The following is a 26,611-nucleotide window of genomic DNA, read 5'->3' on the forward strand; positions in this document are numbered from 1 at the left end:
TCAGGAGAATGCTATTGAACCTCAATCAGTTTGATCAGCCGGTCGGTGAGGCTCTGCCCGACTGGCAACCGGTCACCAGACCACCCTGTATGCCACTCACGGGTCAGCACTGCCTTCTCCTGCCGCTAAGCATCGATCATGCAGAACCGCTATTGCAGGCATTTATGCTGGCACCGGATGATCGCGACTGGACCTGGCTGAGCGCAGAGCGGCCCGCCTCTCTGCCGCAGATGCAGCACTGGATTGCGGATAAAGTGGCGGATGCGGCCCTGGTGTCCTTCACGGTCTGCTCGCCAAATCAGCAGCCCTGCGGCGTGGTCTGCTTCGCCAGCATTGAGCCGGGACACGGCACTGTTGAAATCGGTCACGTCACCTGGTCGCCGCTGATGCAGCGCAGTGTCATCGGCAGCGAGGCGATTTATCTGCTGCTGCAACAGGCTTTCTCGCTCGGCTATCGGCGAGTGGCGTGGCGCTGTGATTCAACCAATATCGCATCACGACGCGCAGCAGAACGGCTGGGGTTCCGCTTTGAGGGCCGTTTTCGTCAGGTTATGACGCGTAAACAGCGTAATCGCGATACCGACTGGCTATCAGTTATTGACCGTGAATGGCCAGATGTTCAGCGCGCCCTGAGTGCCTGGCTAAGTGCGGATAATTTCGCTGCCGGGGGACAGCAAAAGCGCCCGCTCAGCGCCTGCTTCGCCGACGTTAACCCGGCTGATGCAAACGCGACAAGTCCTGAACGCGGAGCGGATGCTGGCGATTAATGCAGCCGACGCACGGTCAGTGCCGCGGACCAGCGCTGTCGCTGACAGCGCGGGCAGACAGCCTGCTGCTCAGCCTCAATGATCTGCGTCTGGCCGCAATGGGTGCAGGCATAGAGCGCGCTGACCGGCACAGTGCTGTAATCCTGCCGGTGCTCAGGGGGCAGTACGCTTAACCCGGCGCGCATCTCATCGTCATCGTAGAAATAGAGGCTGAGCTGACCATCGACCTCCACCAGCGCCAGCCGGATCTGCCCCAGATGCTCCACACCACTCTGCCGTAACTCCATATAAAACTCATCTTCGGAAATATTCAGACGATCCAGACTCTCCAGCACATACAATCCCTCTTTAATCAGGGTAATCACGTCGCCCTGAATAAGCCGTGAAAAGCGCGGGCTGTGCGCCGTCAGCCAGGTCGTGAAGCGGTAGAGCGCCAGCAGGACTACAAACACCATAATGACCGGCAGCACCGGCACATCATCGTAAAATGTCACATCACCGGACGCGGAACCCAGCGTCAGGATCACCACCAGCTCGAACAGCGACAGCTGGCGCACGCCGCGTCGTCCTGAGACTTTCAGAAAGGTGAACACCACCAGATAAGCGATCATGACCCGTACCACCACCTCAAACAAAAAGGTGGCCGGTTGATCGTTAAGTAAGAAACGGTGCCAGTCGAATGAGAACATAGTCTGTAAAACATCCTGTTTTAGGGGGCGCGCATCGTCGCATCACCCGTTGATGACCCGCAGATTCAGGCCAGTGATAAGTAAATCTTGTCGCCAGCCCGCCAAAAGGCAAGCGAAGCTGTAACGCGAAAGTGGGCGAGTCTGACCTCTCTGCATGTTGAGGAAAAGGTTAACAAAGCTGAAAATGGCGCTGACACTATTCACGCTGCGCTTATCGGGCCGTTCGCAAAACCGCATGCTAAAACTTCCTGTTTCTGGCTGGATAATTTTTACCGCTGCGCTTTTTTCTTTTACTTCAATAAATTGCGAACCAAACCTTACTACCTATACTTTCCAGTAAGGCTTCCGCAAAACCTTTCAACATCCAGAGAAGCCAGCCTTTTTCTGCCGATAGCGTCACTGGCCTATACCTGCTATCTCACTCGTCCACACCGCGACAGGCCCTGATGCCTGCAACTCAGTGTCTGTGGCTTATGGCATGGATCGCCCGTCCGTTCAGAGTGGTCAGATCGATCAGTCTGCAATGCATACCCTGACGCCCTGACCCGTTTCACGACGGCTCGTCAGCGGGGAGCGTGTTGCTTTTTTTCGGGAGATGCCATGACGCCCTTTTCCAGTTTCTGGCAGGCCGGCTACGAAGGTGCCGATCATATCAATCCTGCCGGCCTTGCGCTGTCGATGAACGATCTTAACCAGCATCAGGCGCGTGCAGCAGAAGATTATGCCGCGCTGGCCCCCTTTTCCATTCGCACAGTGCGCGAAAGCGTCGGCTGGCGGTTATGTGAGCACGATGGCCGCTATGACTTCTCGACGGTCGCGGCCCGGATGCAGGCCGCAGAGCAGCAGGGCATTCAGCTGAGCTGGACAATCTGCCACTACGGCTGGCCCGCTGGCGTCAGCCTGTTTGACCACGACTTTGTCAGCCGTTTCGCCGCCTTCTGTGGCGCACTGGCCCGCTTCCTGGCCCCCTGGTATCAGCAGGCGCCAGTCTACTCTCCGATGAATGAGATCTCCTTTGTCAGCTGGGGTATCTCGGTAGGGCTGTTCACCTGTGAGGCGATCGCTGAAGCGGATCGGGCGGATGCCGCCAAGCAGCAGCTGGTGCGCGCTACGCTGGCAGCCTGTGATGCCATCTGGCTGGCCGATCCGCGAGCGCGTCTGCTGCACTGTGATCCACTGATCCATATCGTGCCCGATCCCGCCGATCCGGCCAGCGACGTGCTGGCACGTGAGATGTGTGACACCCAGTATCAGGCGTGGGACATGCTGAGCGGCAGGCGCAACCCGGAACTGGGCGGCGCCCCACGCTATCTCGATCTGATTGGCGTGAATTACTACCACGACAATCAGTGGGAGCAGGGATCAAACCGGCGGCTTTACTGGCATCTGGGCGACAGCCGACGCCTGCCGCTGCATCGGATGCTGCAGCAGGTCTGGCAGCGTTATCAGCGGCCACTGCTGCTGGCGGAAACCAGCCACGTCGGCAGCGGACGCGGAAGCTGGATCCTTGAGATCGCCGCGCAGGTTGCGCAGGCGCTACTGGCAGGCGTTGAGCTGCACGGCATCTGCCTCTATCCGATCCTCGATCGTCCCTTATGGGAGGAGACGACTTTCTGGACCCGCAGCGGTTTGTGGGATCTCGATCTGCTGGGGGCCGCTCCCTATGCCCGCCAGCTACAGCAGCCTTATGCCGACGCATTGCGTCAGGCGCAGCGCTTTTTGCAGCACATCCACTCCTCAAAACACCCCTGTCAGGAGCACACTATGAAACCACCTGTTCTCATCGTTTTCAGCCATTTACGCTGGGGATTTGTTTTTCAGCGTCCGCAGCAGCTACTGACACGACTGGCACAGCACTATCGCGTGCTGTTTGTCGAAGAGCCGGTCTGGCAGGCGGGGCCACAGGGCCTGCATCAGAGCTCGCCTGCCGCTAACATCACGGTGATCCAGCCGCATACCGACAGCGACGCGCCTGGTTTCCACGACAGCCAGATCGCCCCGCTGCTGCTGTTGCTGACGCCGCTGCTGGAGGAAGATGAACAGCCGCTGATCTGGTTCTATACGCCGATGGCGCTGCCGTTGCTGACCCCTTTTAATCCGTCACTGGTGATTTACGACTGCATGGATGAGCTTTCCGCTTTTCAGAATGCACCGCGCCAGCTGCAGCAGCGCGAATCCGCGCTGATGACCCGCGCCGATCTGGTCTTTACCGGCGGCACCAGCCTCTATGAAGCGAAGCGTGACAAACATGCTCAGGTTTACTGCTTTCCCAGCAGCGTCGATGCTATTCATTTTGAGCAGGCGCGCGATCGCAGCAATCGACATCCGATGCAGGATGCGATTCCGGCACAGCGTCTTGGCTATTACGGCGTGCTGGATGAGCGCATAGACCTGCCGCTGATTGCGGCGCTGGCGGACAGCCACCCCGAATGGCAGATCATTATGGTCGGGCCGGTGGTAAAAATTGATCCCGCCAGCCTGCCGCAGCGCGACAATATTCACTGGCTCGGACAGCAGCCCTATCAGGCGCTGCCACAGTTTCTGGCGGGCTGGGATGTCTGTCTGATGCCGTTTGCCATCAATGCCTCGACGCGCTACATCTCACCGACCAAGGTGCTGGAGTATATGGCGGCGCAGCTGCCGATTGTCAGTACCGCGATTATTGACGTAGCGCGGCATTACGCAGAGGAAGTGGCGGTGGCAGAGAGCCACGCGGAATTTATTGCCGCCTGTGAACAGGCAATGGCGATTGGTGCCGCAGAACGGCTGGCGCTGGCGGGACGGATGCAGGCAAAGGTCGATGCCACCTCATGGGATCGCACCGCTGAACAGATTCATGGACTGATCCAGCAGGCGCTGACGCAGCGTCAGCCCGCAATAAGGTCGGCTAGCCAGGGCAGCGCGCAGGCGAATATCACGCCGTTAACCCCATTGATGCTGGAGAGTGAAGCCGTTCCCTGCCTGATTATCGGAGCCGGGCCAACCGGGCTGAGCGCCGGTTATCACTATGGCGAAGGCGCAGTGTTGCTGGAGAAAAATGCCACGCCTGGCGGCTGGTGCCGCTCGATTGACGATCAGGGTTTTACCTTCGACTATGCCGGTCACATTATGTTCTCGCAGGACCCGTACGTCTTGCAGCTGTATGAGATGTTGCTGGGCGACAACCTGCACTGGCAGGCGCGTGAAGCCTGGGTCTACAGCGACGGCGTTTATACCCGCTATCCCTTCCAGTCCGCGCTGCACGGCTTGCCGGTCGAGGTGGTAAAAGAGTGCGTGCTGGGCGCTATCGAGGCGCGTTATGGCGAAACGGCCGCCGCCGCGGTGCCACTGGATCGGGCGCGGGCACGGCGGGACTGCTGCGCAGATGGCGCGATCCCCGATGAGGGCAGCAGCACAGGCGTGGTGGAAGGCGAAGAGGATTTCCAGCACTTCATTATGCGCACCTGGGGCAAAGGCATCGCGCGTCACTTTGCCCTGCCCTACAACCAGAAACTGTGGAAGGTGCCGCTGACCGACATGGAAACTTCATGGCTGGGCGGACGCGTACCGCTGCCCGATCTGGCGCAGATCATTGATGGCGCGCTGCAACCGCTGGCGAAACCGGTTGGCCCCAACGCCCGTTTCGGCTATCCGCTGCGCGGTGGCTTCCAGGCGCTGATGTCCGGCTTTTTGCCGCACCTGAAATGTACGCTGGAAACGGATGCCACCCTGACCCGCCTCTACCCGCAGGCGCACGTCGCGCTGCTGGCGGATGGCCGCCACTACCTTTATGAACAATTGATCAGCACCATGCCGCTGCCGGAGCTGATTAAACTGATGGGCGATGAAGTGCCGGATAGTGTGCAACGGGCGGCGCAGCAGCTGAAGTTTGTCTCGGTGCGCTGCGTTAATCTGGGAATTGGCCGCGCCGACCTGACCGAAAAGCACTGGATTTACTATCCTGGCGATACGCTGTTTCACCGCATCTTTGTGCAGGGCAATGCGAGTCCGCACTGCAACCCGCCGGGCGGTTTCGGCTTAACCTGCGAAATCACCTATAACGCGGCCAATCCGCTGCCGCTGGCGGGAGATGCGCTGATTGAGCGCTGCCGTCAGGATTGCATCAGAGTTGGCATGATCACCGCGGACGATCCGCTGCTCTGCGCCTCAGAGGTCGATATGCCCTACGCCTACGTGGTCTATGACCATGCGCGCAGCGCTAACGTGGCGCTGATCCGCCAGTGGCTGCTGACCCAGGACATTCATCTGTCAGGCCGCTACAGCGAGTGGGAATATTACAACTCGGATCACGCCTTCCTTGCCGGTAAACGCGCCGCCGAAAATGTCCGGCTGCAGCATGTCAGCGAACGGACGCTCGGCTGACCCGGCGCAGTCGCTACGAAAGCCGCTGGCTGCACTTCGCGGCTTTCAGCGACTGTAACTGCGTCAGTCGCCGCTCCGCCTTCTGGCTGGCATTGTATTTCGCAATGCCATTGCCCAGCCCGAAATCCCCGACAAAGCCCAGCACGGTCAGTGCATCGAACTGGCCGGTCTGCTCAATATCACTCTGCACGCTGTGCGCTTTCACCAGCTCCTGATCCAGCGCGCTGCAATTCAGCATCGCCGTCTCTTCCGGGGTGACCGCGGATGCCTGCGGATACTGCTTGGTGGCGCAGCCGGTTAATACCAGCGTCAGCAGCACGATTAAGACGCTCTGTTTACTCATTTTTCATTGCCTGTTTTTTATCCAGTTAATACTGTTATCGGCAGCATCCCCCGGGATCATGAGTCTCTGACCTACCAATAATGGTCGAAACCGCTACGCTAATGTAGGATTCAGCGCGCTGCTGTCAGTTGCAGCGTGTTACCTATAGGAAGTCACGCAGCGAACGCACATTGCCCGTTCATCACTTCTGCCAGACATTTCAAAGAGTTAGCCAGCATGATGCTGTCATCAGCAGCGTTTAAAAAGCAAAGCCTGACCGATAATCAGTGACGAGGCAGCCGCATAAGCAAAGCCATACACAGAAAATTCGCGCGTCGGGTTTATCAGAGTTGTTCGAGATGAGGTTTTTCCATGCGTTTTAAAGGATTGAACATCGGGTTTTTCATTTTGATTCTGGCTATTGCCACCCTCGGTTTTTTCGAGGTGCTTTCGCCCTATTTCTCGCCGATTTTATGGGCGGCGATTCTGGCGGTGATTTTCCATCCGCTGAAAACGTATCTGCGGGTCCGAATGGGCGAACGCAATGGCCTGGCCGCGTTGATTACCCTGCTCTGTATCTGTCTGATTGTGTTCACGCCGCTGGCCATTATCGCCTCATCGCTGGTGGTCGAAACCAACGCGGTCTATCACAAACTGCAGACCAATTCGGCGCAGTTCCCGGCGGTCTTCGCCGATCTGTTGCAGCATCTGCCGCGCTGGGCAAAACATTATCTGGCTGAAAATAACCTGGATAACGCCGAACAGATTCAGCAGAAGCTCTCCTCGTTTGCCCTCAAGGGCGGTCAGTATGTGGCAGGCAGCGCCTTTATCATCGGTAAAGGGACGTTCAGCTTCACCGTCGGCTTTGGCGTGATGCTTTACCTGCTGTTCTTCCTGCTGAAAGATGGCTCCTATCTGGTGCATCTGATCCTGGAAGCGCTGCCGCTCTCAACCTACGTGAAGCATCACCTGATGGTGAAGTTTGCGGCCGTGGCGCGCGCGACGGTGAAAGGCACGGTGGTGGTCGGTATTGTTCAGGGTATTCTCGGTGGGCTGGCATTCTGGTTTACCGGTATAGACGGCAGCCTGCTGTGGGGCGCGCTGATGGCCTTCCTCTCCCTTATTCCGGCAGTCGGTTCCGCCATTATCTGGGTGCCTGCGGCGATCTTCTTCTTCGCCACCGGTGCACTTTGGAAAGGGCTGTTCCTGGTGGGCTTCTTCGTGGTGATTGTCGGACTGGTTGATAACATCCTGCGTCCGCTGCTGGTCGGCAAAGACACCAAAATGCCTGACTATCTGATTCTGATCGCCACGCTGGGCGGCATGGAAATCTACGGCATCAACGGTTTTGTTATCGGTCCGGTGATTGCCGCCCTGTTTATCGCCTGCTGGAACCTGCTCTCCGGACGCGATAACCGCGAAAACATCGAAGCCATCGACGAAGAGTTTATCGAAGAAGGCAAGAAACAGTCTGATACCGCGGCAGAGGCTGCGGCTGAAGCGGCGGCGGCCTCCGCCGATGCGGCTGCAGAGACGGAAAGGAAAGTCGCGGCGTTAGCCGCCTCGGAGAAAGAAACAGCGGAAAAGAAAGCGTAATCTGAGTCAACCATAAAAAACCTACTTTTCAGTGGGTTACAGACAGCTTACCTGGTTGAATCAGTTTTACTCTGACAGCAATGAATAAGCTCACAACGCGCAGGGTTCTGGGTCAGAAGAGGAAAGCGTCCCGCGCCAGGACGGCGCGGGCCGAGCATGTCATGGACGACGGCCTTTGCGTCTTTCCGATCTGACCCAGTACCCTGAGCAGGCTCGATCCAGCAGCAATCCAAAGCCAGAATTTCCCAACCATAAAAAAACCCACCTTTCGGTGGGTTTTTTTTAACCTCAAAACAGCCGCGAATTAATTAGTCGCTTTGTTTTTCAGATCTTCAGCACCCTGCTTGGTTTTATCCCAGCCTTTCTCAGTGCCTTCTTTGGTTTTGTGCCAGCCTTTCTGCGTACCTTCGGTGATTTTACTGCCGGTGGTATCGCTTTTGCCTTCAGCGGCGTGCTCAGACTTCAGCTTCAGCTCTTTGCCTTCGTTCTGGGTCTGATGCAGTTTTTCCTTCGCGGTATCGGCGCCTTTATGCGCTTCCGCAACGGTGTTGTCTGTGGTGGTAGCAGCAAATACCGGCGAGGCCAGCAAAATAGCAGACAGTGCAATAATTGATTTCTTCATAATTCCCTCTGTATGAATCGTTGCCGTGTAGGTTTTAATCCTGGCATAGTGTTCCCAGGAAAGATTTAAGAATAAACCAGGAATGAAAAAGGGCCAGTTTTCACCAGAAAAAGCCGCCGGTTGTAGCTTTTTCGTCCATTACCAAAGTGCGAGTTGCGGATCGTTGTCCGGTTTCGGCTGGCTTCGGCTGACGCGAGCAGGCGGTGCAGGCTGCTGCATCTGATGAGTGATCCACTGCAGCAACACCGTCACTATATAGGTCTGCTGCTCCGCGCTCAGCGGCTGGTGCTGTCCGATGTTGTGCCACTTACTCAGACAGCCACGACAGCAGGTTGCGGTGGCGTGCTGAGCGATAAACACCGGGTGGCCGCGCATCGGCGTCTGCTTGCCATCATTTTCAGGCTGCGCAGGCGCCAGCCGCTGTGCCACAAACTCAGCGGCGTGCTGGCGCAATACCGGCTCGCCTTTGCTGCTCGCATAATCATATTCCGCGCGTCCCAGACGAAAGCGCTGACGGAACGGCGAGCGTGACAGCCGGGTAAAAAGATCGTCAGAAACCTTCATGCTGATTGCCAGTCACTCATATTTACGTCCCGCCAGATAGCGTACGCCCTGCGACCCGAACGCCTCACGATGGAGTTCATTGGGCTGCAGATGAAATGTCTCACCGGGATGATAGGTGGTATCGCCTTGTTCGGTACTGATGGTGATGTCACCACTCAGAATCAGTGCCAGTGCTTCAAAGGGATGTACGTGATTATCAAGCTGGGCGGCGGCTGCACGCTCAATCAACAAAGGCTCGTCAAAACCCTGTTCGGCTAACAATTTTCTGAATTCGTGTTCTGTCATCGCAACTCCTCAGTGTGGATCTGACCCTTAGCAGTGTAGACGATCTTTATCGCCGCTTATGGCACTCAACAGGTTACGTAAAGTAGCGCAAGCAGGGTTGTTCACCGGTCAGGCCAGTGCTGTACTTGCCGTCTCGTTACAGCCATTTTGACATCGGGATAACGCAAAAGTATGTCTCAACAGGAGAAAACTGCCCTGCTGCTGATTAATCAGCGCTCGCGCAAAGGACGCGCCGAGGCCAGCCGCGCACAGTCGCTGCTGGCTCAGGCCGGGTTCACCCTGCTGCAACCGGCCGGAGATGATACCCGCAGCTACAGCGAATTAATCGCGGCGTATGCCCATCGCGTTGATGCGGTGATCGTCGGCGGTGGCGACGGCACGCTTAATGCGGCCGCGCCAGGACTGATGCAGACCGGCCTGCCGCTGGGCATTTTACCGCTGGGCACCGCCAACGATTTTGCCCGCACGCTGGGCATTCCTGCCAGCCTGGAGTCCGCGATAAAGATTATCGCTGACGGGCAGCTGCGCGCAGTGGACCTGGGTGAGGTGAATCAGCACCTGTTTCTGAACGTCTCCAGCATCGGCTTTTCGGTGGAACTGGCGCGCAACCTCACGGCGGAATCGAAAAAACGCTGGGGAGTGGGCGGTTATGCCCTGGCGGCTTTGCGGGTGCTGCGGCAGAGCCGTCCCTTCAGCGCTACGCTGGTGCATCAGGGCCATCGGACGCCGATCAAAACGGTTCAGGTGTCGGTGGGCAATGGACGGTTTTATGGGGGCGGCATGACAGTGGAACAGCGTGCCGCTCCGGACGATGGGTTACTGGATGTCTACAGTCTGGAGCTGCAGCATAGCTGGCAGCTCATTGCGCTGCTGCCCTTTCTGCGGCGCGGCACTCACGGTCGCTGGCGTAACGTGCGGGCATTCAGCGCCACGGAGCTGACGATTGAGACGCGCCGTCCCCATTACATCAATGCAGATGGTGAGATTATCGGTCAGACACCCGCACATTTTCGCCTGATAGCCAGTGCACTGCGGGTTTATGCACCGGGCGACAGCGCAGCAAAATAGCCCGACGGTGGGCGTGGTAACCGATCGCGGTGAGAAACTAGTGCTGGGTGCTCTTTTTTTCAGCGTAGTCGATGTGTTCGGAAAGATTGGCGACCAGCTTTTTCGCCATTTCGAGGGTCAGACCCAGAAACAGGGTCTCCTGCGGGCCCTTTTCACGCGGGGCATTGGGATCGATATAACCGAATTTCACTACCAGTGCCTGATGGGTATTCAGGGGACCAATATGCCAGCCGGTAACCGGGTAGAAGGTAAATCGCGTAAATTCATTCATTTAATCCTGACTGTAAAAGCATAACGCTGATTGATAGTCAGGCCAGCTCTGATGATAAAGCATGAGTGGAATACTCAGTCTGAACGAAATCGACAGGATTACAAGGGAAGCGGCATAACAAGCGCAGCGTGACGCAATGAGGATCTGTAATGCATTCAGGGCCTGCTGCAGCAAGGGGATGAGGATATCTCAGGCGTGTGTAACCTGCGCGACTCCGGCACGGGCGCTCTCCTGTCAGGCCAGGGCGAACGCCCCTCAGGACTCTTTATCGGCTCGGGGAATAATCGAGATATGCCCGTTAACCTCCAGCACCGCATATTTAATCTGATCAAATCGCTCCAGACCCTGCCCGGAGCGCGCCGCTTCCAGCACATCATCAGGACTGATGCCGGTCATCTTCATGCGGTCAGTCAGCAGATTACCATTCTCGACCAGGATCACCGGGCCACCATCGATCACCTGTTCCACCACCGGAAAGCGGCTTTTCAGTTTGCCCAGCACGATATCAATCGTGACCAGCGTGATAATGGTTAGCGCCGCGCCGGTCACCGAAAAATCGTCGCCCAGCAGCGCCTGCTGAGTTGCTTCACTGATGATCAACAGCAGAATCAGATCGAAAGAGGTCATCTGCAACAGAGTGCGTCTGCCGGCAATTTTGAACACGACCATCAGCACCAGGTAGATCGCTAAGGCACGTAATACCGTTTCCATAAAGCGCCTCTGTCAGGGATAGATCCATTGGGTAAAACGGGCCGGAGCATGGCCGTCACCATGAATAGTGACGTGAATGCGGCCCGCATTGCGCGGCTGCAGGCCAAGCCAGATCGCGTGATCCGGTCCGGTGTTGCGGGCCGAAAAGGTCAGCCGCAGATCACTGCCAATCGTCACCGCCTCCAGCGGTTGAGGCTGCAGCGTCTGGATTTGCAGGTTATCCAGGGCGCCACCGCCAATCGTAACGGTAAAGCGATCGGTTACCGGTGCGTTGTAGCGAATGCGCATATCCATATTGCTCTCAACCCGGCCAAACCGTTCATACTCCACCTGGATGGTCCCGTCCGGCGAGCGGGCGCTGCCGTTACTCAGCACGCCTTTGGAAAAGAGTCCGCATGCCCCCAGAATCACCAGCGCAATCAGGACGTATTCACCGATACGCTGAATCAGCCATTCGCGGCGTACCCAGCGGAGGTTTTCCTGAATCGGTACCGCCTGGCCGCTGCTATCCTCTTTTTTCACCGTGACCTCACACACTGTTGGCTCAGGAACAAAAACTGCACGCTGCGTTAAGCATAGCCAGACAATATCGGTTCACTATCTGGCGGGTCGTGACCTTTTCACCGGGACAATCTGGCACCGCATCCTGCCGTTTACAGCCAGCCGGAGCGACGCAGTTTGGCCCACAGCCCGCCGCAGGCCAGCAGGGTCAGCCCCACCGCCAGCGGATAGCCATACAGCGACTTCAGCTCCGGCATATGCTCGAAGTTCATGCCATACATACTGAAGACCACGGTCGGGATCACCAGGATCGCACCCCAGCCTGCCAGCTTTTTAACCACTTCATTCTGCTGCACCGTCACCAGCGCCAGATTGACCTGCATGGCACTGGTCAGCATCTCACGCATATCTTCCGCGTCGGTGACGACATGGCGGGCGTGATCCTGCACGTCGCGGATGTAGGCGCGCAGCGGACGCGGGATCAGATCTTCATGCAGGTGGATCAGCTGATTGCAGATCTCCTCCACGGGCAGCGCCGCATTGCGCAGTTTCAGCAGATGACGCCGCACGGTGTAGACCGACTGCACCGACTTGCGATCAAATTCACTGGTGAAGAGATCGTTCTCCATCTGTCCGACCCGTTCATTCAGCGAGGTAGAGAGCTCGGCATAGCGATCAACAATAAAATCGAGCAGGCAGTAGAGCGGATAAGCGGGACCAAACTTCAGCAGCGCCGGGTTTTCAGCCGCCCGCTGCCGCACCGGGGTGTAGCTTTCAGAGGCGCCGTGACGGATGCTGATCAGGAAGTTTTTTCCGACAAAAAGATGCGTTTCGCCCAGTTCGCAGCTGTCATCCTTAGCGCACACCGTTTTCACCACGATAAACAGCGATTCGCCATAATGTTCGATTTTAGGTCGCTGATGGGCATTAAGTGCATCCTCAACCGCCAGTTCATGAAGGCCGAACTCCTCTTTAATCTTCGCCATAAACTCAGCGTCTGGCTGCCACAACCCGAGCCAGATAAACGCCTCCGGCTCTTTAATCACTTCACTGATATCATCGACTTCGACCTCTTCGCCCGCGCATCCCGGACGATACACCCTGCTGCTTACGATCATCTTCTGCTTTCCCGTTGTGACAATACATGCAGCTTAGCCAATCCCGCGCCTGTAACCGGATAAAAACCGTAAGGATTTGCTGCGGCGCTGTTCGATCAGCGGCTTACCACTTCAGCCCCAATCCGGTGGAGAAAATGCCTTCGTTCAGGGTGTCGGGTATGCCGCTGACCAGATTACGGTGATAGCCAACGTGCAGCGTTGACCACGAAGTCAGGCTGTAGCGCAGGCCGACTTCGGCATCCAGCATAAATACGCCGTCATCATCCAGCGAATGGCCAACATCGCCATTGCTGTAAAGCGTGACCGATTTGCCCAGCAGATAGCGCTGATAGTTCCAGCGCAGCGAGCCGCCAAAGTGCCGCTCTTCCCGGTCATCGCTGTAGCCATACTCAAAGGCACCACCCAGCACCGAGAGTGAGAACGCGCTGAGTTCGGTGTCCCACAACTGATAACCAGGCCCGGTGCCGATCAGCGCCTGACGTGACAGATTCTCCACCCAGTCGCGCTTGTAGGTGGCGCGGGTCTGCCAGAAGAACTGCTCCCTGACCAGATAGTCAAAGGCGTAGCGCAGGCTGTAGTTATCGGTATTGATGTTCTCGTTTTCCTGCTCGCGATTGTAGGTCGCGCCGATATCGTGACGCCATTTTCCCTGGTTCAGTTTGGTGTTGAGCGCGAAGCTGTAGTCGTCAGTTTTGGTCGAGGCTTTTTTGACCTTTACGCCCGCATCGATGTTGCCGGTCCAGGCGAGCTGATCGCTGCGGACTTTGGCTTTCATAAACTCATCAATGCGTCGCAGCGAAACCTGCTGCTCCTGCTCGTTGCGTTCCACCCAGACATAGCCGGGATCGGATGAGGAGAGCCGCACCTGATAATGTTCGCCGGTCTTTTTGTTTTCGACATTCACCGGATTCTCGCTGGCAAGCGTACTGACCGCACTCCAGTCCAGCGTGACGGTACCGGCGTAGTGTGTCTCTATCCCCAGCTTGCCGTCGCTGAGATAACGAATCGTGCCGGTCAGCCGATCGCCATTATTCAGCCAGACGGTATCGGCAGTGGCCTGCTGTGCCCATCCGGCGCAGCAACTGATGACCAGCAGCGGGATAAACGAGGTGGCGCAACGCATAGCTTTCCCTGTAAAGGCGTCGTCTTGCACGGGCGACGCGTCACCGCAAATTCTGACCTGACAATTAAGCCGATTCTGCGACGATATGCAATGCGCCGCCTGGCTCAGGAGAGATCGTGCAGTGCTTTGCCGAGCGGTGGAGTAATAGCGAAGTCCGTAAAACTCATCGCCAGCCCTTCACGTTCCGGTGAACAGCCCATCACTCCGACAAACCGCCGCCCCTGACCGGGCCACGGGCAGAGCCGTAACAACGGCCAGCTCACGCCGTCGGTAGAGTACTGAATTCTTAAGGCCGCATTTTCCAGCGTGGCGCGCAGCCAGAACTGGCTCGCATCGCCGGGAAACACACCGGTAGACCAGTCGGAAAACTCGCGCGTCACCACGCTGCCAATTGCGGGCTGGTCATCGTTAAACTCAATGCCCGCCTTAACCCAGTGCGTTTCGTTATCCTGAATAAACAGCCCGGCCTGATCGTAGAGCTGACTGAAATCCGCCCTCACCTGCACCTGAACGGTAAAGTCGTTTTCCACCCAGAAGCCAAAAGCGTGGCCGCTGTGCCGTTCGAAGCCATACCAGGTGCGCTGCCAGAAATCGCTGCTCAGCGCGGTTTCGAACCTCAGCGTATCACCATCCAGACTGTGTACCGGCGGCTGATTAATCCAGACGCCACCTTCAGTGGTAATGGAACTGACTGCTGTCATAGGCACTCCTTTGGGTAAGTTAAACCACCCGCGTGCTGGTCGATCTGCGGCGTGGCGACTGACCTGATTATCATAGCGTTGATTGGTGAACGGGCGGCAGACGATTGCGGCAAATCTGAGGATGTCGATGTGGCAGGCAGTGAGGTCAGCAGACCCGTGGCTGCAGAGACTCCGGCTCTGTTTGCGGTTTCGCTTATATGCCCTTTATTCTCCTGCCGGAAATAAATAACTGCGACCAGGTCCAGTTCACTGAACTATTTCATTTTGTTAATCCCCTGGCGAAAACAGCATTTAACAACCAGGCTTGTTTTGTCTGAGGGCAACTGAACTCATTAAATATAAGGATTAAGCCACCATGGTAGATAAATCAGAAATTTTAGATCACGCGCAGGTTGTTGATGTGAATGGCGAACATGTCGGGATTGTCGACCACTTCGAAGGCGACGACAAAATTAAGCTGGCGAAAAGCGATCCTGAAGCGGGTGGCAAACACCACATTATTCCATTCAGCTGGGTGAAAGAAGTTGATGATAATAAAGTCATCCTTTCTAAAGCCAAAGCGGATGTTGAAAGTGAGTGGCAGTCTGCATAAAACATTAGCCGTGGCGCCCGCCACGGCTTATTTCATTTATTCTGTTAAATAACTCCTGCGTCCTTCCCTGCCCATTGTTCATCTATTACTGCTTAATATTTCACACCGCCTGAAACGTCTTCAGCAATATCTGTCAGATTTTTACTTTCCATGACACGGTGCTCCCTGTTTTTATGTCCGGTGGCGGGTTGTCGTAAGTGGAGGGTTTGGAGCGGTCATCATGGCATTGCGGCGGGAGGGGAAAAACCACCAGAATGGCGCAGCACTTTGCCGGATCTCTGTCGGTATCCGGCGGTCATAAGAAACGGCGGGTGAAGTAAAACCTGAGATCCTCACCCGCTGCGGGTTATTCCTGTTTTGCTGCGCGATCCCGCAGCACTTCCCCCACCACCGGAACCGCTGAAAAGGCATTTGGCCAGCCAGCATAGAACGCGGCCTGAGTGATAATCTCGCCCGCTTCTTCAGCCGTCAATCCGTTGTCCATCGCCCGGTTGAGATGGTAGCTAATTTGCGCACTTTGTCCCGAAGCAATCAGTGCGCTGACCGTCACCAGACTTCTGTCACGAGGTTGTAGCGCTGGCCGCTGCCACAGATTGAGAAACAGCGGATCGGCGGTGAATCTGACCAGCCCGGGCGAGATCGGCCCCACATTTTTCTCTACCGTTGCAGAACGCTGCTGTTCGGCTGCCTGATTTAGTGGCAGCAGTGCCGGAGAGGCTTCGGCCAGTTGATCGGCACCAATACCTCGCGCCTGAAACACATTTTTGGTCACCGCAATTGCGGACATCGCATTGGGCCAGCCGGAATAGAACGCCAGGTGAGTGATTATTTCGGAGACTTCAGCAGGCGTCACGCCACTGTCGAGCGCCACACCGGCGTAATGTTGTAACTCAGCAGGCTGGTTGCGGGCGATGAGAATGGCAAGCGTGACGATACTGCGGTCACGGATCGAAAGTGCATCGCGTTTCCAGAGATCGTCGGTTATCGCTTCACGTCCGAAACGAGCCAGTGCGGGAGAGACGGACTCAATGTCGGCAACCGAAAGGCTGGATGGATTGACGTTCAACATAGTTTCACCTCTTTTGGGTTCAGCAGCGGCCAGGTCGGCCAGCATCATGGAGATCGCGGCGGCGGCAATCACTTTTTTCATCCTCTGATCAGCTCCCTGGTAAAGGTCAGTTAACAAAAGAGTTAAGAGCGCCGCGGTTTTTCAGCAGAGCAGGCACCACGGGGATCGCCTCTTTGCGGTCGGTCATCTCAGCTGTCAGCCGGATATAGTCGCGAAAATGGGGCGTTTCGCGGTGTTGCTGATAGGCGGCGTCACTGGCGTAGATTTCATAGAAGAACCAGCGATATCTGTTTTTCGTATCGGTCGCGGCATACATCGCCAGTACGCCCGGTTCCACCTTCAGTGATTCCGCCATTTCAGGCAGCACAATATCGCGGAATGCCTGCTGATCGGCCGGTTTCACGTCAACAATCACCAGGTTATTGATGGTTTCTTTATTCTGTACGAAGGGTTTATCACCCAAAAACTGCGGCTCCAGCACAGTGCTCTTTTTCTGGCCGATAAGATCAGGTGCGCGTGTAATAAAAGACCGGTACGGCTCTGAACTGAGATGTTGCTGGTATGCCTCTTCACTCGCATAAATTTCAATCATATAAGCCTGATGAGCATTTTCTTTATGTTTCAGTGAATACATCGCCAGCGTACCTGGTTGCTCTGCCAGCGAACGGGTAATATTATCTCTGGCAACTTCATCGTACTGTCCGTTTTTCCCGGCCTTAATTTCCATTTCATTCAGATTAATGACACGGTTTGTGGGGTCTGTTAAAGCGGCTGCCGATGCCGGGCCGGCCATCAGCAGAGTCAGAGTCAGAGCGGTAATATTGTTCACGGTCTGCCTTAATTATCGGATGAGGTGATTTGCGATTCATTCGGTGCATTAACCGGCGCGATTTCTGTTTCATCTGGCTATTAAGCCGTTGTGAGTTCCGCATTGAGCTGAGCAATGAGTCGCGACGCGTGTTGCTTTGCTGCAGCAATTTGCTGCGTGATAATAGTTTCATTACGACTGGCATAGCTTATCCCGCAGGTATAAACCGGTTTCTGCATCTCCAGATTGCAGAGTCGGGCGGTGGTTTCAAACTGAATCAGATAATCCTCCAGCTGATGACCAAAGACGCCATCTGCCGCGTATAACGCCTGCGGTGCGCCAGTGGTGAAGGAGAGGATCAGTTTTTTACCGCCGAGTCTGGCCGTTGATCCGTGCGCAAACCCATGAACAAATACGTCATCCAGCCATAACTTCATGAGCCCTGGCAGCGAATACCAGGAGAAGGGAAATTGCCAGACGATAATATCTGCCTTCAGCAGTGCATCCTGTTCGGCGCTGACATTGATGGTGTTGTCCGGATAAAGTGCATCCAGACGACGGATTTCAGCATCAGGCAGCGCAGAAGCGACTTCATTAAGAATGGTAGCATTACCGACCGAATGGCTCAGGTCAGGATGACCGGAAATAATTAATATATTTTTCATTTTCAGTTTTTAATCATCTATTTTTTAACAGATAGCCAGGCGTTGGCGATGCCATCACGCGCTGGTTACTTTTTGCCGCCCGGCACCGTTTAATCAAATCCACTCGCTACGGCTTCCGCCTTTCCTGCCGTTAGCGCTTCACGCGGCGTTTTTACTGCGCCGCCTCCCTGACACCTGTCGGATGACAACACACGGTAGCGGTTTGCGACTGATCATTGGGTCGCGCCCTCTTGCTGAGGCTTATATTCTGCAGCGAACAGGCTTTCCCAGTTGGTGAATGCACCTAACGGGATGCAGTCAAAACTCAGCAGACCGGCTTTTGCCAGCGGAAAGTCAGCCAGCAGGCTTTGGGCCTGTTCCACCGAGTCGCATTCAAGGAAGATCGCAACGCCGGGTCGATCCTGTCGGTAGTAAATATCGCGTAGCGCACCGGATTTAAACAGACTCCAGGCATGGAAAGCTTCGGCAGCTAGATGAGGGTGATACTTTTCCAGCGTGACATCGGGGGCGGGTTTATCCAGACACAAAATTCGCATAGCAATCTCCTGAGATTCACGGCCAGGGGGAACTGATAAGGAGTATATGCTCGCGATTTAGTGAAGATTAGGCCACTATTGACTCAAAGATATTTAGCCTGCGGCTAATAATAAGCAACCCGATTGTGTCAGGATTATCCCGTGAACAACGCCATCTATAACCAGATACGCATCTTCCAGAGCATTGCCCGCGAAGGGAATATTTCATCGGCAGCGCGCAAACTGGAGATTACTCCCCCCTCTGTCAGTAAGGCGCTGAAGCTGCTTGAAGCGCACATCGGTCATCCGCTATTTGTACGAACCACGCGCCGGATTGAGCTGACCGATGCCGGACAGCAGCTGCTGGAACAAACCTCAGCAGCGGTAGCCTCGCTGGAAAAATCGCTGGAAAGCATCCGCGACCAGAATCAGGAACCGTCGGGACTGGTCAGAATCACCCTTTCGCGCTTTGCTTATCTGCTGGTGCTGAAACCTGCGATGGCCGCTTTCTGCCAGCAATATCCCGGTATTCAGCTGGAAATTTCGGTATACGATGGCACCGTGAACATCATTGATGAACGCTTTGATTTGGGGATCCGGTTTGGCGACATTCTGGAAGGTGGCGTGGTGGCGCGACCGCTGATGAAGCCGTTTCGCGAAGGTTTGTATGCCTCTTCTGCCTATCTGGCAGCGTTCGGTATTCCAGAGTCTCCGTCTGACCTGCATCAGCACCGGCTTATCGGTTACCGGTTTATCACCAATAATCGTATTCTGCCGCTGATTCTGGATCATCATGGCGAACAGCTGACCGTTGAGATGCCGGGTCAGTTGATGAGTAATGATATTGAGGTGATGGCTGATGGCATTCGCAACGGGCTGGGTATCGGGCGACTGTTTGAACCGGTTCATAATTTACAGCCGGATAAAGAGGCATTTATTCCGGTGATGGAGCGTTACTGGAAAACTTATCCGCCGGTTTATCTCTATTATCCTAAAAGCGCGGGTAAAACGAAAAGAGTAAAAACGTTAATCGACTTTCTGCTTAAGCACACTGCGGGTTAAGCGCATGTTACTAATTGCGGACTTAATGTATGCGGCTAATGACAGATATTTATGACGAGATATCGCCTGTGACTTTTCTTGTATTCCGAACAATGAATGCTTTCAGTTAATTGCATTTTTTTGAGATCGTTATCGTAAAACTCGCTGTTTATCAGATGATTAAAGTCACTGATTTACATCGATTTTCAGCTGGACTTTTCCTGCAATAGTTGATTATATGTACAGGTATTTAGCGCGATACAGAGGTGTTGGAGCACTCCTGTATCGCTAATCACAACCACTATTGAACGAGAATAGAGATCATGACTGAGTCAGAGTGTAATGCAGTTGGTTTAAATTCAGAAGCCCCTTCCGTTTCCCAACGCAAATTAACGGTGAGTTACGCCAGCCGGTATCCCAGTTACGCGCGTATTCCGTCGATTATCATGAAAGGCCAGTGGCTGGCTGCCGCCGGATTTACCACTGGCACCGAAGTAGAAGTAAAAGTCACGGCGGGCCGTATTGTGCTGACCGTGAAACCACCAGAGCCGGTCGATGAGCAGCTGGTTAACGCGTTAGCGCAGCTGAATAAGCTGCCTGCAAGGAAACAGAAGCAGGTTCTGGCTTTGTCGGGTGTGGTTGCGGGTTAGTGGCGTTGAGGTAAAAGGATGCCGCTTCTGGTTGGGGAGCGGCAGACTTAAGTTGGGTGGTTTAACGAATGATGATGAGGTCTGCAGGTTAATAATCCATTATCAAAACATTTTTCCCAGAAAATATCCTGAATTTCATCCAGTATCAACACACCTTACAGTTAATATATATTTTCAGGTGAATATCAGCTTTTAGAAAAGTGTGTTTGAGGGATTAACCAGATTATTAACAGGGCGCACCTAAACTTATTAAAATAAATATTATGAAGAACCATCACCCTATAAAAAACAGAAGCCTATGATAAACTACCAAACGTAATTACTGGGATTATAACTTTCAAACACCCCCCAGACCAAATAAATCTGCCTCACCGAAATTTCTAAAAACACCCTTCGATATGCAAGGCGTTTTGATCTTCTCGTCAATGAAACGGATTTAAACCCATTACGACTACCTATGGAAATGGAATATGCAAATGGCATAACTCGCGCCCCAAAACCTTATGATTCTGGCACCCTGCCATCCTGCATTTTTCTGAACCAAATCCACCATGTGCAAGTATGCAAAGATACTGTTTGGCCGCCTGAAGCTCGTTCTCTGAAGGTGGCCGCACTAATCCATTTAGCTTTAAGGCAAACTCTGGATACGGTGTCTGTTCCGGGGAACATTCGATGTACCATTCCTGACCGCATTCCATGCAGCGATACATGGATTGAGAGTAATCAAGCCGCGGTTCGAAATGTTCACTTTCCGGTGTTTCGAAATAGTAATTGTGAATAAAGCCCCCTGAGAACTCAAAGCCCCGCTCCAGGGATTCAATTTCAGCCACACAAGCTGGCAACTGTCTGCAATTACACATAGGCCTACCTTTCATTTAACCGCATAACTGGGGTTACTATTTTAAGCCGGGAACGCTAATACGGGCAAGGTTATTAGCGTCGATCTGAATGATACAGAGTGAAAAGAGCTTAAGAGGCAGATACGAAAAAATTCACGCTAAGTGTTCGCACACATTAGGACGAAGCGGTGTGGTTTTGCAGGTCGATTTTAAGGGGCTCTGCAAATCTGAACAGGGGTGTTCAACATTAACACCGACATCAGCATGAATGATTAAGTTATGTTTTAGCCATAATTTAAAAGTGGTTCGAAGAAGCAGATGTCTGGCTTATAAATGATGTGTACAGGGTGGCTGGTCCGGCTTCTGCAATCATCCTAAGTGGAAACGATGCATATATAAATCCACACTTACATAATGGATTGAGTCCAGATTATGATCTGATTACAATAACTACTCCGGATCACATTAAGCGTTTAATTAAACAGAAAAACCAGCGCGAGATGAAGCAGCGTGGATATAACGATTAACCCTCATCAATCTCTTCAGATAAGGTTAAAAATGAAAACAATTACAATCGCAGCGACCATTTTATTACTCACAGCCTGTGTACCCCATAATGACAGACAACACGCTGTGGGCATGGCTAACCCAGCCTCTGTGTATTGTGAAAAGATGGGCGGCAAGCTGGACATAGTGAAGGGCGCGGATGGTGAATCAGGTTACTGTACTCTGCCAGGCGGAGAGCGCATCGAGGAGTGGGCGCTGTACAGAAGGGATAACCAATAGACTCGTTGGTCGGAAGGGATATCAGGGCAGCTATCAAGGAGCCGTAAGAATGGGACGTGGCTTTATGAAAGGAGGATTACCAGCATACGGCCGCATTGATGTTCCTGATTTCACAAAGTGTGTAGTGCGATGAAAATACTGATATTTATTATAATCTTCTCCGCAACTTGGTTTCTCAAACCTGAAAGCATCATCAGATCCCTGGTAGAAGGCCACATTAGCGGTGATGGTGAAGGCGCTATGGATAGTTTCGAATTCACAGTGATTGCACTTAAGGCGGTGCTTTCTGCTCTGCTGGCCTTTATCGGTGTCTGGCTATATCGCAAAGCTAACCAACGATAACGAAGCGACATTCAAGAAGCTGTTCATCGACGGTATCCACAAGTACCTCAAGGGGCTGAACCCGCGGTGGCCTATGGTGCCGGTTAGAGGGGAGCAGATCAGAACGGGATTGCACACCAGATGAGTGTGACTTTCAATAGATGCTAATAGACATCCGAATAAATTAACCTGGCTGAACGCCTTGATATTCAAGGTTCATCACTGCATGATTATGTGGGCGTAAATGACTCTGAACATAGTAAATATTAATAAAATTCTTAATTTACCTCACAAATAGAAAATGTATAATACTTAATCATTTGACTGAAAGGGATTGATTTTGAATGAAAGGAATCGACAAAAAACTTATAATCTTCACTACAAAAAAAAGATTCAATGACAGAAATGCTGATGACATGCAAAGTGGCGACATGGATGCTGATATACTGAAAAAGCATTATCATCTCGGGCAAGTATCAACTTTCATCGACTGGACTACTTTTGGTCCCTCCTATCAGCATCCTGCTACTAATTCTATACAGCCAGTTAGTAGAGAAAAAGCCATTGCGTTGTTATATGATGAGCTACGCTCTCAGTCCTATGCCTTTTCTTTCCGAGGACCATACCATGGCTTGATCATAAATCTTTTCAATCACATGCAACGTAGTAATGGAAATAATTTTCAGCATCCGTTTATGGATAATGCCTACAGAAATCTCATTTTGAGTGACAACTCTATCGATAGCACATTATCCATAATTAAAAACACTATCGAGCAATTTGATTTTAATAAGTCACAATTGACGAAAGAACATTTTTCAAATGTATTATCTAAAAGTCGTTTACCAAAATACACAAGATGGAAAGATTTTGTCAATGGCATGGGCATTACCGTCCATGACATAAACAGCACAGAAATTTCTATAGAAAGCCTGACCTTCCAGGGCAATAAATATACTGCGACTATCAAATACAGAGCACAAGACCATTTTGGCTTAGATAAAGAAGATATCTTAAAAGCTAAATTCAACTCAATTAGTTTCTTTAGAATATGGTTCGTTCTACAGAGGGCTAAGCATTTAGCTCAAAAGCCATTTTTCACAAATTTCGGAGCAACTATAACATTGACAGGAGAAACCAATGTTTAAATACAAAAGGATTGGAGCAGTTCTGATTTTGTTAATATCAGTATATTGCATATGGATTGCTGTAAGACCAGCAAAAATAGTCAGAGTTGATAATGGTGCAGTTTTTGTAGAACATTTACCGATGACTACAGAAGGAAAACTAAAATGGTGGTTAGAAAACAAAGATTCGCTTCAGAATAAATATCATATTATCAATACCCGAGATAACTTCACTGTTATCATCATGAACTTCGATGGTTATGAAAAGTTACCAACAGGAACCAGAGATGGTTCAATTGATGACTATACCTGCTTTGATGATACTAATGGCGGGCATAAGAAATGTGTATACAACAGCATAGCATTAGTTATAAGAGGGAGCCTTGATAGAAAAGCATTTATAAATATAGGCGATAAAACATATATACAGAGTTCTGATGGTAGGGTGACATTAAAATAAAAAAGATATTTTTTACTAAATCGCTTCAAAATTTAAATAGTCTGACCAGGTAAATCAGGCTATTTCAAAATCTTTTTGACTAAATTCTTTTTTAATAACCACATCATCTTCTTTAACAAAAACAGAATTTATTTTGCTTTTCTCTTCTTCAACCATTTTTGTTTGAATTATGCTTGTAATCTTATTAGTATCAACATCAGATGCTAAGACTGAAAAAACCACCAGTCAACACTATTGCATTCAACAATTTCGGTTAATTCAAAATATTCAACTATGCTCACGATTTTTAAGCAATCCTGAGAGGCGTAATACTCTCTAAACATAATATAAACAATATATTCAGCAGGATACATTCTATAGCTTTCAGTAATTTTATTTTTTTCTAATAAATCTACCAAATCATCATGCACTTTGTTAACAAACTCTTTTGCCTCAGTAAATGATATTTGTTCATCTTTCATTTTATCTTTACTCATAAAACCCCCCATTCTTATTTATAATTACTTTAACGCAGATTTATTTTTATCAATATAATTCACATAAAACCTAATGGAGATTTTTGGAAGAACTAATTGTCAGAGTGAATTATGTCTTCACTAATCGCCGTGTAAGCAAGTCCCAGCACATGGGAAAAGACACTCTTAACAGGGCCATAGCGAAGCTTTGCGGTATTGAGCCTGGCAGGAAGAAGCAACCGCCCAATGTTATGGGTGATATTGAATATTTTACTGTTCATGATCTGCTAAGAACGAGCCGGAGCTTACTATGCCACTACACCCGCTTCTCTTTACCAGCTATACGGTATTTGAGTCTCCAGCTTTTGGCTCCGTTTGGAAATATTTCAAGATACATACCGCCACTATCGGCAAGTTTGTATGACTTTTCTTTTGGCTTAGCAGAGTCAATTTGTCGGGCTGTCAGCTTCATTTGGGGGCATCCAGTTGATTGAACCTGGCAATGCCCCCTATCCTGCCCTCAATCGAAACAAGAACGCAATAGGTGACCCTGGACCAAACTGGACCACAGAGAATTGTTATATTCTGATTTTAAAGGAAAAAGTAGACCAGAAAGGATGTTAACAGAAGAAAATATGGTACGCCCTACAGGATTCGAACCTGTGACCTACGGCTTAGAAGGCCGGTGCTCTATCCAACTGAGCTAAGGGCGCATGGAGATGGCACGGATTATACGTCGGGAAGCGGGTACGTCAACGTTTTTGCCGTTTCTCCGCAGCGAAGTGCTGCGGTAATGACCAATTGACGTCAGTGGCGCCTGCGCCATTCGCTGAGCGACACGAGTTTACCGTTGTCGGTAAATTCTCCTTCCAGCTCAATCCCTTGTGATGTGAAACGCGCATTGTATTGCTCACGAAGTGCATGCAGCGCCTGGATGTCCGGTTCCAGCTGGCGCAGAAAGCCCAGCGCGAGCAGCAGCTGCTGGCGGCTAATAAGCGGTGGAAAACCGGCTCGACTGAGAATCGCATGCCAGCGCTGGCTATTCTCCTCACTGCCGTCAACAATGAACACCTGCCAGATCAGCAGTACCGCTGCGCCATTATGCAGATGCGTTTCATTATCGTTGCTGAGATAGTCGGTAAACTCTTTCGCCGCCTCTTTCCCCATCATAGAGATCATTGATTCCACCTGTACCGGTGGCAGCTGCAGCCGTTTGCTGAGCCGCTGAGCGGCGTGGCGTGAGCCAGCGGTGAGCAGCTGAAATCCAGCGACAAACACCACCGCCAGAGTAGCAAGTATTATCCAAATCATTACATCGTCCCCGGATTGTCCTGCAGATATCATACGCATGCAGGCTGGCACTCGTCGCGACGAAAAAGCCGGAAAGCGCATACACGGCTGAAACTGTAACTGACAGCGCGCCGCGCTTCTGACAAAATAGCCCCCTTCCCCGATTCAACACAACACAGTGGATTTCCTCTCTGATGGCAGCAAAAATTATTGACGGTAAAACGATTGCGCAGCAGGTGCGCGTTGAGGTTGCGGAAAAAGTGAAGCAGCGTCTGGCCGCCGGAAAACGCGCGCCGGGTCTGGCAGTGGTTCTGGTGGGTGAAAACCCGGCATCGCAGATCTACGTGGCCAGCAAACGCCGCGCCTGTGAAGAGGTCGGTTTCCACTCCCGCTCTTACGATCTGCCTGCCACGACCCGCGAAGCTGAGCTGCTGGAGCTGATTGATGCGCTCAATCAGGACGACGAAATCGATGGCATCCTGGTGCAGCTGCCACTGCCAGCCGGCATTGATAATGTCAAAGTGCTGGAGCGCATCACGCCTGATAAAGATGTCGATGGATTCCACCCTTATAACGTTGGTCGCCTCTGTCAGCGCGCGCCAACCCTGCGTCCCTGCACGCCACGCGGTATCGTGACGCTGCTGGAGCGCTACAACATTGACACCTACGGCCTGAATGCCGTGGTGGTTGGCGCATCCAACATTGTTGGTCGTCCGATGAGCATGGAACTGCTGCTGGCGGGCTGCACCACGACCGTCACTCATCGCTTTACCAAAGATCTGCGCCATCACGTTGAGCATGCCGATCTGCTGGTCGTTGCAGTGGGTAAGCCAGGGTTTATTCCGGGTGACTGGATTAAACCGGGCGCCATCGTCATCGACGTGGGCATTAACCGGCTGGAGAGCGGCAAAGTGGTGGGCGATGTTGATTTTGATAGTGCATCCGAGCGCGCCTCCTACATCACCCCGGTGCCGGGCGGTGTGGGCCCAATGACAGTAGCTACACTGATTCAAAACACGCTTCAGGCGTGCGAAGAGTTTCATGATAAAGAGGTGGTTTAAATGACAAGTTTTTCACTGGGTAAATTCCCGCACGTCGATCTGTGTGACCTGCTGAAACTGGAAGGCTGGGTTCAGAGCGGCGCACAGGCGAAAGTGGTGATTGCCGAGGGTGAAGTGAAGGTCAACGGTGCGGTAGAAACCCGCAAGCGCTGCAAAATCGTAGCCGGTCAGACCGTGGAATTCGCGGGTTTCCGCATTACTGTGGTCGAGTAATTTCCGGGCGTCCCTGCGG

The 26,611-nt window shown here is 52.6% G+C and carries 30 protein-coding genes, 1 tRNA gene and 3 pseudogenes; 15 read left to right on the forward strand and 19 right to left on the reverse strand.

The window, feature by feature from the left end; translation table 11 throughout:
* Window positions 1–14 precede the first annotated feature (14 nt).
* Window positions 15–767: a GNAT family N-acetyltransferase gene (locus HFD87_RS02690; protein WP_167422899.1), complete on the forward strand. Its 753-nt coding sequence runs from the start codon at window positions 15–17 to the stop codon at window positions 765–767.
* Here the strand turns inward: HFD87_RS02690 and HFD87_RS02695 are convergent.
* Window positions 764–1,456: a DUF421 domain-containing protein gene (locus tag HFD87_RS02695; protein ID WP_010259010.1), complete on the reverse strand. Its 693-nt coding sequence runs from the start codon at window positions 1,454–1,456 to the stop codon at window positions 764–766. The genes HFD87_RS02690 and HFD87_RS02695 overlap by 4 nt on opposite strands.
* Before the next feature lie 600 nt (window positions 1,457–2,056).
* Between HFD87_RS02695 and HFD87_RS02700 the strand changes: the two genes are divergently transcribed.
* Window positions 2,057–5,818, forward strand: coding sequence for an NAD(P)-binding protein (locus HFD87_RS02700; RefSeq protein WP_167422900.1), 3,762 nt, complete (start codon window positions 2,057–2,059; stop codon window positions 5,816–5,818).
* 13 nt (window positions 5,819–5,831) lie between these two features.
* Here HFD87_RS02700 and HFD87_RS02705 read toward each other — a convergent pair whose 3' ends face one another.
* The gene (locus tag HFD87_RS02705) at window positions 5,832–6,161 is read right to left on the reverse strand and encodes a hypothetical protein (RefSeq protein WP_045140688.1); all 330 of its coding nucleotides are present in this window, start codon (window positions 6,159–6,161) and stop codon (window positions 5,832–5,834) included.
* Between the two features lie 351 nt (window positions 6,162–6,512).
* Here HFD87_RS02705 and HFD87_RS02710 point away from each other — a divergent pair, with 351 nt between their 5' ends.
* Complete coding sequence (locus HFD87_RS02710; RefSeq protein WP_010671259.1) at window positions 6,513–7,736, forward strand: AI-2E family transporter; 1,224 nt, start codon at window positions 6,513–6,515, stop codon at window positions 7,734–7,736.
* A gap of 304 nt (window positions 7,737–8,040) precedes the next feature.
* On the opposite strand, the gene HFD87_RS02715 is transcribed toward HFD87_RS02710, so the two are convergent.
* From HFD87_RS02715 to HFD87_RS02725, 3 genes are all read right to left on the reverse strand, one after another.
* Window positions 8,041–8,358, reverse strand: a complete 318-nt coding sequence (locus tag HFD87_RS02715) for a hypothetical protein (RefSeq protein WP_010259015.1) — start codon at window positions 8,356–8,358, stop codon at window positions 8,041–8,043.
* Between the two features lie 138 nt (window positions 8,359–8,496).
* Entirely contained in the window at window positions 8,497–8,922 is a 426-nt protein-coding gene (locus tag HFD87_RS02720) for a DUF4186 domain-containing protein (RefSeq protein WP_167422901.1), read from the reverse strand.
* A 12-nt stretch (window positions 8,923–8,934) separates the two neighbouring features.
* Window positions 8,935–9,207 carry a cupin domain-containing protein gene (locus HFD87_RS02725; protein ID WP_010259018.1) on the reverse strand — a complete coding sequence of 91 codons (273 nt, stop codon included), beginning with the start codon at window positions 9,205–9,207 and terminating at the stop codon, window positions 8,935–8,937.
* Between the two features lie 171 nt (window positions 9,208–9,378).
* On the opposite strand from HFD87_RS02725, the gene HFD87_RS02730 reads away from it, so the two are divergent.
* Window positions 9,379–10,275, forward strand: a complete 897-nt coding sequence (locus HFD87_RS02730; RefSeq protein WP_010259020.1) for a lipid kinase — start codon at window positions 9,379–9,381, stop codon at window positions 10,273–10,275.
* A gap of 37 nt (window positions 10,276–10,312) precedes the next feature.
* Here HFD87_RS02730 and HFD87_RS02735 read toward each other — a convergent pair whose 3' ends face one another.
* From HFD87_RS02735 to HFD87_RS02760, 6 genes are all read right to left on the reverse strand, one after another.
* Window positions 10,313–10,546, reverse strand: coding sequence for a hypothetical protein (locus HFD87_RS02735; protein WP_010259022.1), 234 nt, complete (start codon window positions 10,544–10,546; stop codon window positions 10,313–10,315).
* A gap of 255 nt (window positions 10,547–10,801) precedes the next feature.
* Window positions 10,802–11,257, reverse strand: a complete 456-nt coding sequence (locus HFD87_RS02740; RefSeq protein ID WP_167422902.1) for a DUF421 domain-containing protein — start codon at window positions 11,255–11,257, stop codon at window positions 10,802–10,804.
* A 12-nt stretch (window positions 11,258–11,269) separates the two neighbouring features.
* A complete protein-coding gene (locus tag HFD87_RS02745; RefSeq protein ID WP_223565618.1) occupies window positions 11,270–11,779 on the reverse strand; it encodes a hypothetical protein in 510 nt (169 codons plus the stop codon).
* A gap of 131 nt (window positions 11,780–11,910) precedes the next feature.
* Window positions 11,911–12,876, reverse strand: coding sequence for a magnesium and cobalt transport protein CorA (locus HFD87_RS02750; RefSeq protein WP_010259025.1), 966 nt, complete (start codon window positions 12,874–12,876; stop codon window positions 11,911–11,913).
* Window positions 12,877–12,979: 103 nt separating this feature from the next.
* Window positions 12,980–13,999 (reverse strand): DUF481 domain-containing protein, encoded by a 1,020-nt coding sequence (locus HFD87_RS02755; RefSeq protein WP_010259026.1) that lies wholly within the window; start codon window positions 13,997–13,999, stop codon window positions 12,980–12,982.
* A gap of 104 nt (window positions 14,000–14,103) precedes the next feature.
* Window positions 14,104–14,700: a DUF1349 domain-containing protein gene (locus HFD87_RS02760; RefSeq protein WP_167422903.1), complete on the reverse strand. Its 597-nt coding sequence runs from the start codon at window positions 14,698–14,700 to the stop codon at window positions 14,104–14,106.
* Window positions 14,701–15,055: 355 nt separating this feature from the next.
* On the opposite strand from HFD87_RS02760, the gene HFD87_RS02765 reads away from it, so the two are divergent.
* Window positions 15,056–15,292 carry a DUF2171 domain-containing protein gene (locus HFD87_RS02765; RefSeq protein ID WP_003854080.1) on the forward strand — a complete coding sequence of 79 codons (237 nt, stop codon included), beginning with the start codon at window positions 15,056–15,058 and terminating at the stop codon, window positions 15,290–15,292.
* A 346-nt stretch (window positions 15,293–15,638) separates the two neighbouring features.
* Here the strand turns inward: HFD87_RS02765 and HFD87_RS02770 are convergent, their stop codons facing one another.
* From HFD87_RS02770 to HFD87_RS02785, 4 genes are all read right to left on the reverse strand, one after another.
* Entirely contained in the window at window positions 15,639–16,442 is an 804-nt protein-coding gene (locus HFD87_RS02770) for a carboxymuconolactone decarboxylase family protein (RefSeq protein WP_010259029.1), read from the reverse strand.
* A 25-nt stretch (window positions 16,443–16,467) separates the two neighbouring features.
* Window positions 16,468–17,190, reverse strand: coding sequence for a putative quinol monooxygenase (locus HFD87_RS02775; RefSeq protein ID WP_167422904.1), 723 nt, complete (start codon window positions 17,188–17,190; stop codon window positions 16,468–16,470).
* Between the two features lie 80 nt (window positions 17,191–17,270).
* On the reverse strand, window positions 17,271–17,834 hold the full coding sequence (locus tag HFD87_RS02780) for an NAD(P)H-dependent oxidoreductase (protein ID WP_050680175.1): 564 nt from the start codon (window positions 17,832–17,834) through the stop codon (window positions 17,271–17,273).
* A gap of 212 nt (window positions 17,835–18,046) precedes the next feature.
* Window positions 18,047–18,370 carry a superoxide dismutase gene (locus tag HFD87_RS02785; RefSeq protein WP_167422905.1) on the reverse strand — a complete coding sequence of 108 codons (324 nt, stop codon included), beginning with the start codon at window positions 18,368–18,370 and terminating at the stop codon, window positions 18,047–18,049.
* Between the two features lie 141 nt (window positions 18,371–18,511).
* Here HFD87_RS02785 and HFD87_RS02790 point away from each other — a divergent pair, with 141 nt between their 5' ends.
* The 7 genes and pseudogenes from HFD87_RS02790 to HFD87_RS02815 all read left to right on the forward strand — a co-directional run bounded on the left by HFD87_RS02790 (window position 18,512) and on the right by HFD87_RS02815 (window position 23,573).
* A complete protein-coding gene (locus tag HFD87_RS02790; protein WP_010259037.1) occupies window positions 18,512–19,411 on the forward strand; it encodes a LysR family transcriptional regulator in 900 nt (299 codons plus the stop codon).
* 302 nt (window positions 19,412–19,713) lie between these two features.
* The gene (locus HFD87_RS02795) at window positions 19,714–20,040 is read left to right on the forward strand and encodes a SymE family type I addiction module toxin (protein WP_022626076.1); all 327 of its coding nucleotides are present in this window, start codon (window positions 19,714–19,716) and stop codon (window positions 20,038–20,040) included.
* Between the two features lie 1,397 nt (window positions 20,041–21,437).
* Window positions 21,438–21,665: a DUF333 domain-containing protein gene (locus tag HFD87_RS02800; protein ID WP_089414547.1), complete on the forward strand. Its 228-nt coding sequence runs from the start codon at window positions 21,438–21,440 to the stop codon at window positions 21,663–21,665.
* Window positions 21,666–21,794: 129 nt separating this feature from the next.
* Complete coding sequence (locus HFD87_RS02805; protein WP_064689934.1) at window positions 21,795–22,007, forward strand: hypothetical protein; 213 nt, start codon at window positions 21,795–21,797, stop codon at window positions 22,005–22,007.
* A pseudogene (locus tag HFD87_RS23130) lies at window positions 21,982–22,131 on the forward strand (LexA family protein); the annotation flags it as partial. The gene HFD87_RS02805 and the pseudogene HFD87_RS23130, both read left to right, overlap by 26 nt.
* Window positions 22,132–22,330: 199 nt before the next feature.
* On the forward strand, window positions 22,331–23,134 hold the full coding sequence (locus HFD87_RS02810) for a DUF3289 family protein (protein ID WP_167422906.1): 804 nt from the start codon (window positions 22,331–22,333) through the stop codon (window positions 23,132–23,134).
* Entirely contained in the window at window positions 23,127–23,573 is a 447-nt protein-coding gene (locus HFD87_RS02815; protein WP_045140695.1) for a DUF943 family protein, read from the forward strand. The genes HFD87_RS02810 and HFD87_RS02815 overlap by 8 nt, the downstream gene beginning before the upstream one ends.
* 203 nt (window positions 23,574–23,776) lie before the next feature.
* Here the strand turns inward: HFD87_RS02815 and HFD87_RS02820 are convergent, their stop codons facing one another.
* Window positions 23,777–24,049, reverse strand: a complete 273-nt coding sequence (locus tag HFD87_RS02820; RefSeq protein WP_132499484.1) for a hypothetical protein — start codon at window positions 24,047–24,049, stop codon at window positions 23,777–23,779.
* A gap of 110 nt (window positions 24,050–24,159) precedes the next feature.
* Here HFD87_RS02820 and HFD87_RS22875 point away from each other — a divergent pair.
* Window positions 24,160–24,336 (forward strand): annotated as a pseudogene (locus tag HFD87_RS22875) (integrase); the annotation flags it as partial.
* Window positions 24,337–24,347: 11 nt separating this feature from the next.
* Here HFD87_RS22875 and HFD87_RS02830 read toward each other — a convergent pair.
* From HFD87_RS02830 to HFD87_RS02840, 3 genes and pseudogenes are all read right to left on the reverse strand, one after another.
* A pseudogene (locus HFD87_RS02830) lies at window positions 24,348–24,500 on the reverse strand (Arm DNA-binding domain-containing protein); the annotation flags it as partial.
* A gap of 164 nt (window positions 24,501–24,664) precedes the next feature.
* Window positions 24,665–24,741: transfer RNA gene (locus HFD87_RS02835), tRNA-Arg, on the reverse strand.
* Between the two features lie 94 nt (window positions 24,742–24,835).
* The gene (locus HFD87_RS02840) at window positions 24,836–25,339 is read right to left on the reverse strand and encodes a DUF1198 family protein (protein WP_167422907.1); all 504 of its coding nucleotides are present in this window, start codon (window positions 25,337–25,339) and stop codon (window positions 24,836–24,838) included.
* A gap of 173 nt (window positions 25,340–25,512) precedes the next feature.
* Here HFD87_RS02840 and folD point away from each other — a divergent pair, with 173 nt between their 5' ends.
* Window positions 25,513–26,379, forward strand: coding sequence for a bifunctional methylenetetrahydrofolate dehydrogenase/methenyltetrahydrofolate cyclohydrolase FolD (gene folD / locus HFD87_RS02845; RefSeq protein ID WP_010671240.1), 867 nt, complete (start codon window positions 25,513–25,515; stop codon window positions 26,377–26,379).
* On the forward strand, window positions 26,380–26,592 hold the full coding sequence (gene ybcJ, locus HFD87_RS02850) for a ribosome-associated protein YbcJ (protein WP_003849455.1): 213 nt from the start codon (window positions 26,380–26,382) through the stop codon (window positions 26,590–26,592).
* Window positions 26,593–26,611: the final 19 nt, after the last annotated feature.

Source organism: Pantoea sp. EKM21T (genome assembly GCF_011800405.1).
In the GTDB taxonomy this organism is placed as follows: domain Bacteria; phylum Pseudomonadota; class Gammaproteobacteria; order Enterobacterales; family Enterobacteriaceae; genus Pantoea; species Pantoea agglomerans.

Excerpts from the sequence above, each read along its gene's own strand:
- HFD87_RS02695 (WP_010259010.1), bottom strand. The coding sequence starts at position 1,456 with ATGTTCTCATTCGACTGGCACCGTTTCTTACTTAACGATCAACCGGCC.
- HFD87_RS02700 (WP_167422900.1), top strand. The coding sequence starts at position 2,057 with ATGACGCCCTTTTCCAGTTTCTGGCAGGCCGGCTACGAAGGTGCCGAT.
- HFD87_RS02705 (WP_045140688.1), bottom strand. The coding sequence starts at position 6,161 with ATGAGTAAACAGAGCGTCTTAATCGTGCTGCTGACGCTGGTATTAACC.
- HFD87_RS02710 (WP_010671259.1), top strand. The coding sequence starts at position 6,513 with ATGCGTTTTAAAGGATTGAACATCGGGTTTTTCATTTTGATTCTGGCT.
- HFD87_RS02715 (WP_010259015.1), bottom strand. The coding sequence starts at position 8,358 with ATGAAGAAATCAATTATTGCACTGTCTGCTATTTTGCTGGCCTCGCCG.
- HFD87_RS02720 (WP_167422901.1), bottom strand. The coding sequence starts at position 8,922 with ATGAAGGTTTCTGACGATCTTTTTACCCGGCTGTCACGCTCGCCGTTC.
- HFD87_RS02725 (WP_010259018.1), bottom strand. The coding sequence starts at position 9,207 with ATGACAGAACACGAATTCAGAAAATTGTTAGCCGAACAGGGTTTTGAC.
- HFD87_RS02730 (WP_010259020.1), top strand. The coding sequence starts at position 9,379 with ATGTCTCAACAGGAGAAAACTGCCCTGCTGCTGATTAATCAGCGCTCG.
- HFD87_RS02735 (WP_010259022.1), bottom strand. The coding sequence starts at position 10,546 with ATGAATGAATTTACGCGATTTACCTTCTACCCGGTTACCGGCTGGCAT.
- HFD87_RS02740 (WP_167422902.1), bottom strand. The coding sequence starts at position 11,257 with ATGGAAACGGTATTACGTGCCTTAGCGATCTACCTGGTGCTGATGGTC.
- HFD87_RS02750 (WP_010259025.1), bottom strand. The coding sequence starts at position 12,876 with ATGATCGTAAGCAGCAGGGTGTATCGTCCGGGATGCGCGGGCGAAGAG.
- HFD87_RS02755 (WP_010259026.1), bottom strand. The coding sequence starts at position 13,999 with ATGCGTTGCGCCACCTCGTTTATCCCGCTGCTGGTCATCAGTTGCTGC.
- HFD87_RS02760 (WP_167422903.1), bottom strand. The coding sequence starts at position 14,700 with ATGACAGCAGTCAGTTCCATTACCACTGAAGGTGGCGTCTGGATTAAT.
- HFD87_RS02765 (WP_003854080.1), top strand. The coding sequence starts at position 15,056 with ATGGTAGATAAATCAGAAATTTTAGATCACGCGCAGGTTGTTGATGTG.
- HFD87_RS02770 (WP_010259029.1), bottom strand. The coding sequence starts at position 16,442 with ATGAAAAAAGTGATTGCCGCCGCCGCGATCTCCATGATGCTGGCCGAC.
- HFD87_RS02780 (WP_050680175.1), bottom strand. The coding sequence starts at position 17,834 with ATGAAAAATATATTAATTATTTCCGGTCATCCTGACCTGAGCCATTCG.
- HFD87_RS02785 (WP_167422905.1), bottom strand. The coding sequence starts at position 18,370 with ATGCGAATTTTGTGTCTGGATAAACCCGCCCCCGATGTCACGCTGGAA.
- HFD87_RS02795 (WP_022626076.1), top strand. The coding sequence starts at position 19,714 with ATGACTGAGTCAGAGTGTAATGCAGTTGGTTTAAATTCAGAAGCCCCT.
- HFD87_RS02800 (WP_089414547.1), top strand. The coding sequence starts at position 21,438 with ATGAAAACAATTACAATCGCAGCGACCATTTTATTACTCACAGCCTGT.
- HFD87_RS02805 (WP_064689934.1), top strand. The coding sequence starts at position 21,795 with ATGAAAATACTGATATTTATTATAATCTTCTCCGCAACTTGGTTTCTC.
- HFD87_RS02810 (WP_167422906.1), top strand. The coding sequence starts at position 22,331 with ATGAAAGGAATCGACAAAAAACTTATAATCTTCACTACAAAAAAAAGA.
- HFD87_RS02815 (WP_045140695.1), top strand. The coding sequence starts at position 23,127 with ATGTTTAAATACAAAAGGATTGGAGCAGTTCTGATTTTGTTAATATCA.
- HFD87_RS02820 (WP_132499484.1), bottom strand. The coding sequence starts at position 24,049 with ATGAGTAAAGATAAAATGAAAGATGAACAAATATCATTTACTGAGGCA.
- HFD87_RS02840 (WP_167422907.1), bottom strand. The coding sequence starts at position 25,339 with ATGATTTGGATAATACTTGCTACTCTGGCGGTGGTGTTTGTCGCTGGA.
- folD (WP_010671240.1), top strand. The coding sequence starts at position 25,513 with ATGGCAGCAAAAATTATTGACGGTAAAACGATTGCGCAGCAGGTGCGC.
- ybcJ (WP_003849455.1), top strand. The coding sequence starts at position 26,380 with ATGACAAGTTTTTCACTGGGTAAATTCCCGCACGTCGATCTGTGTGAC.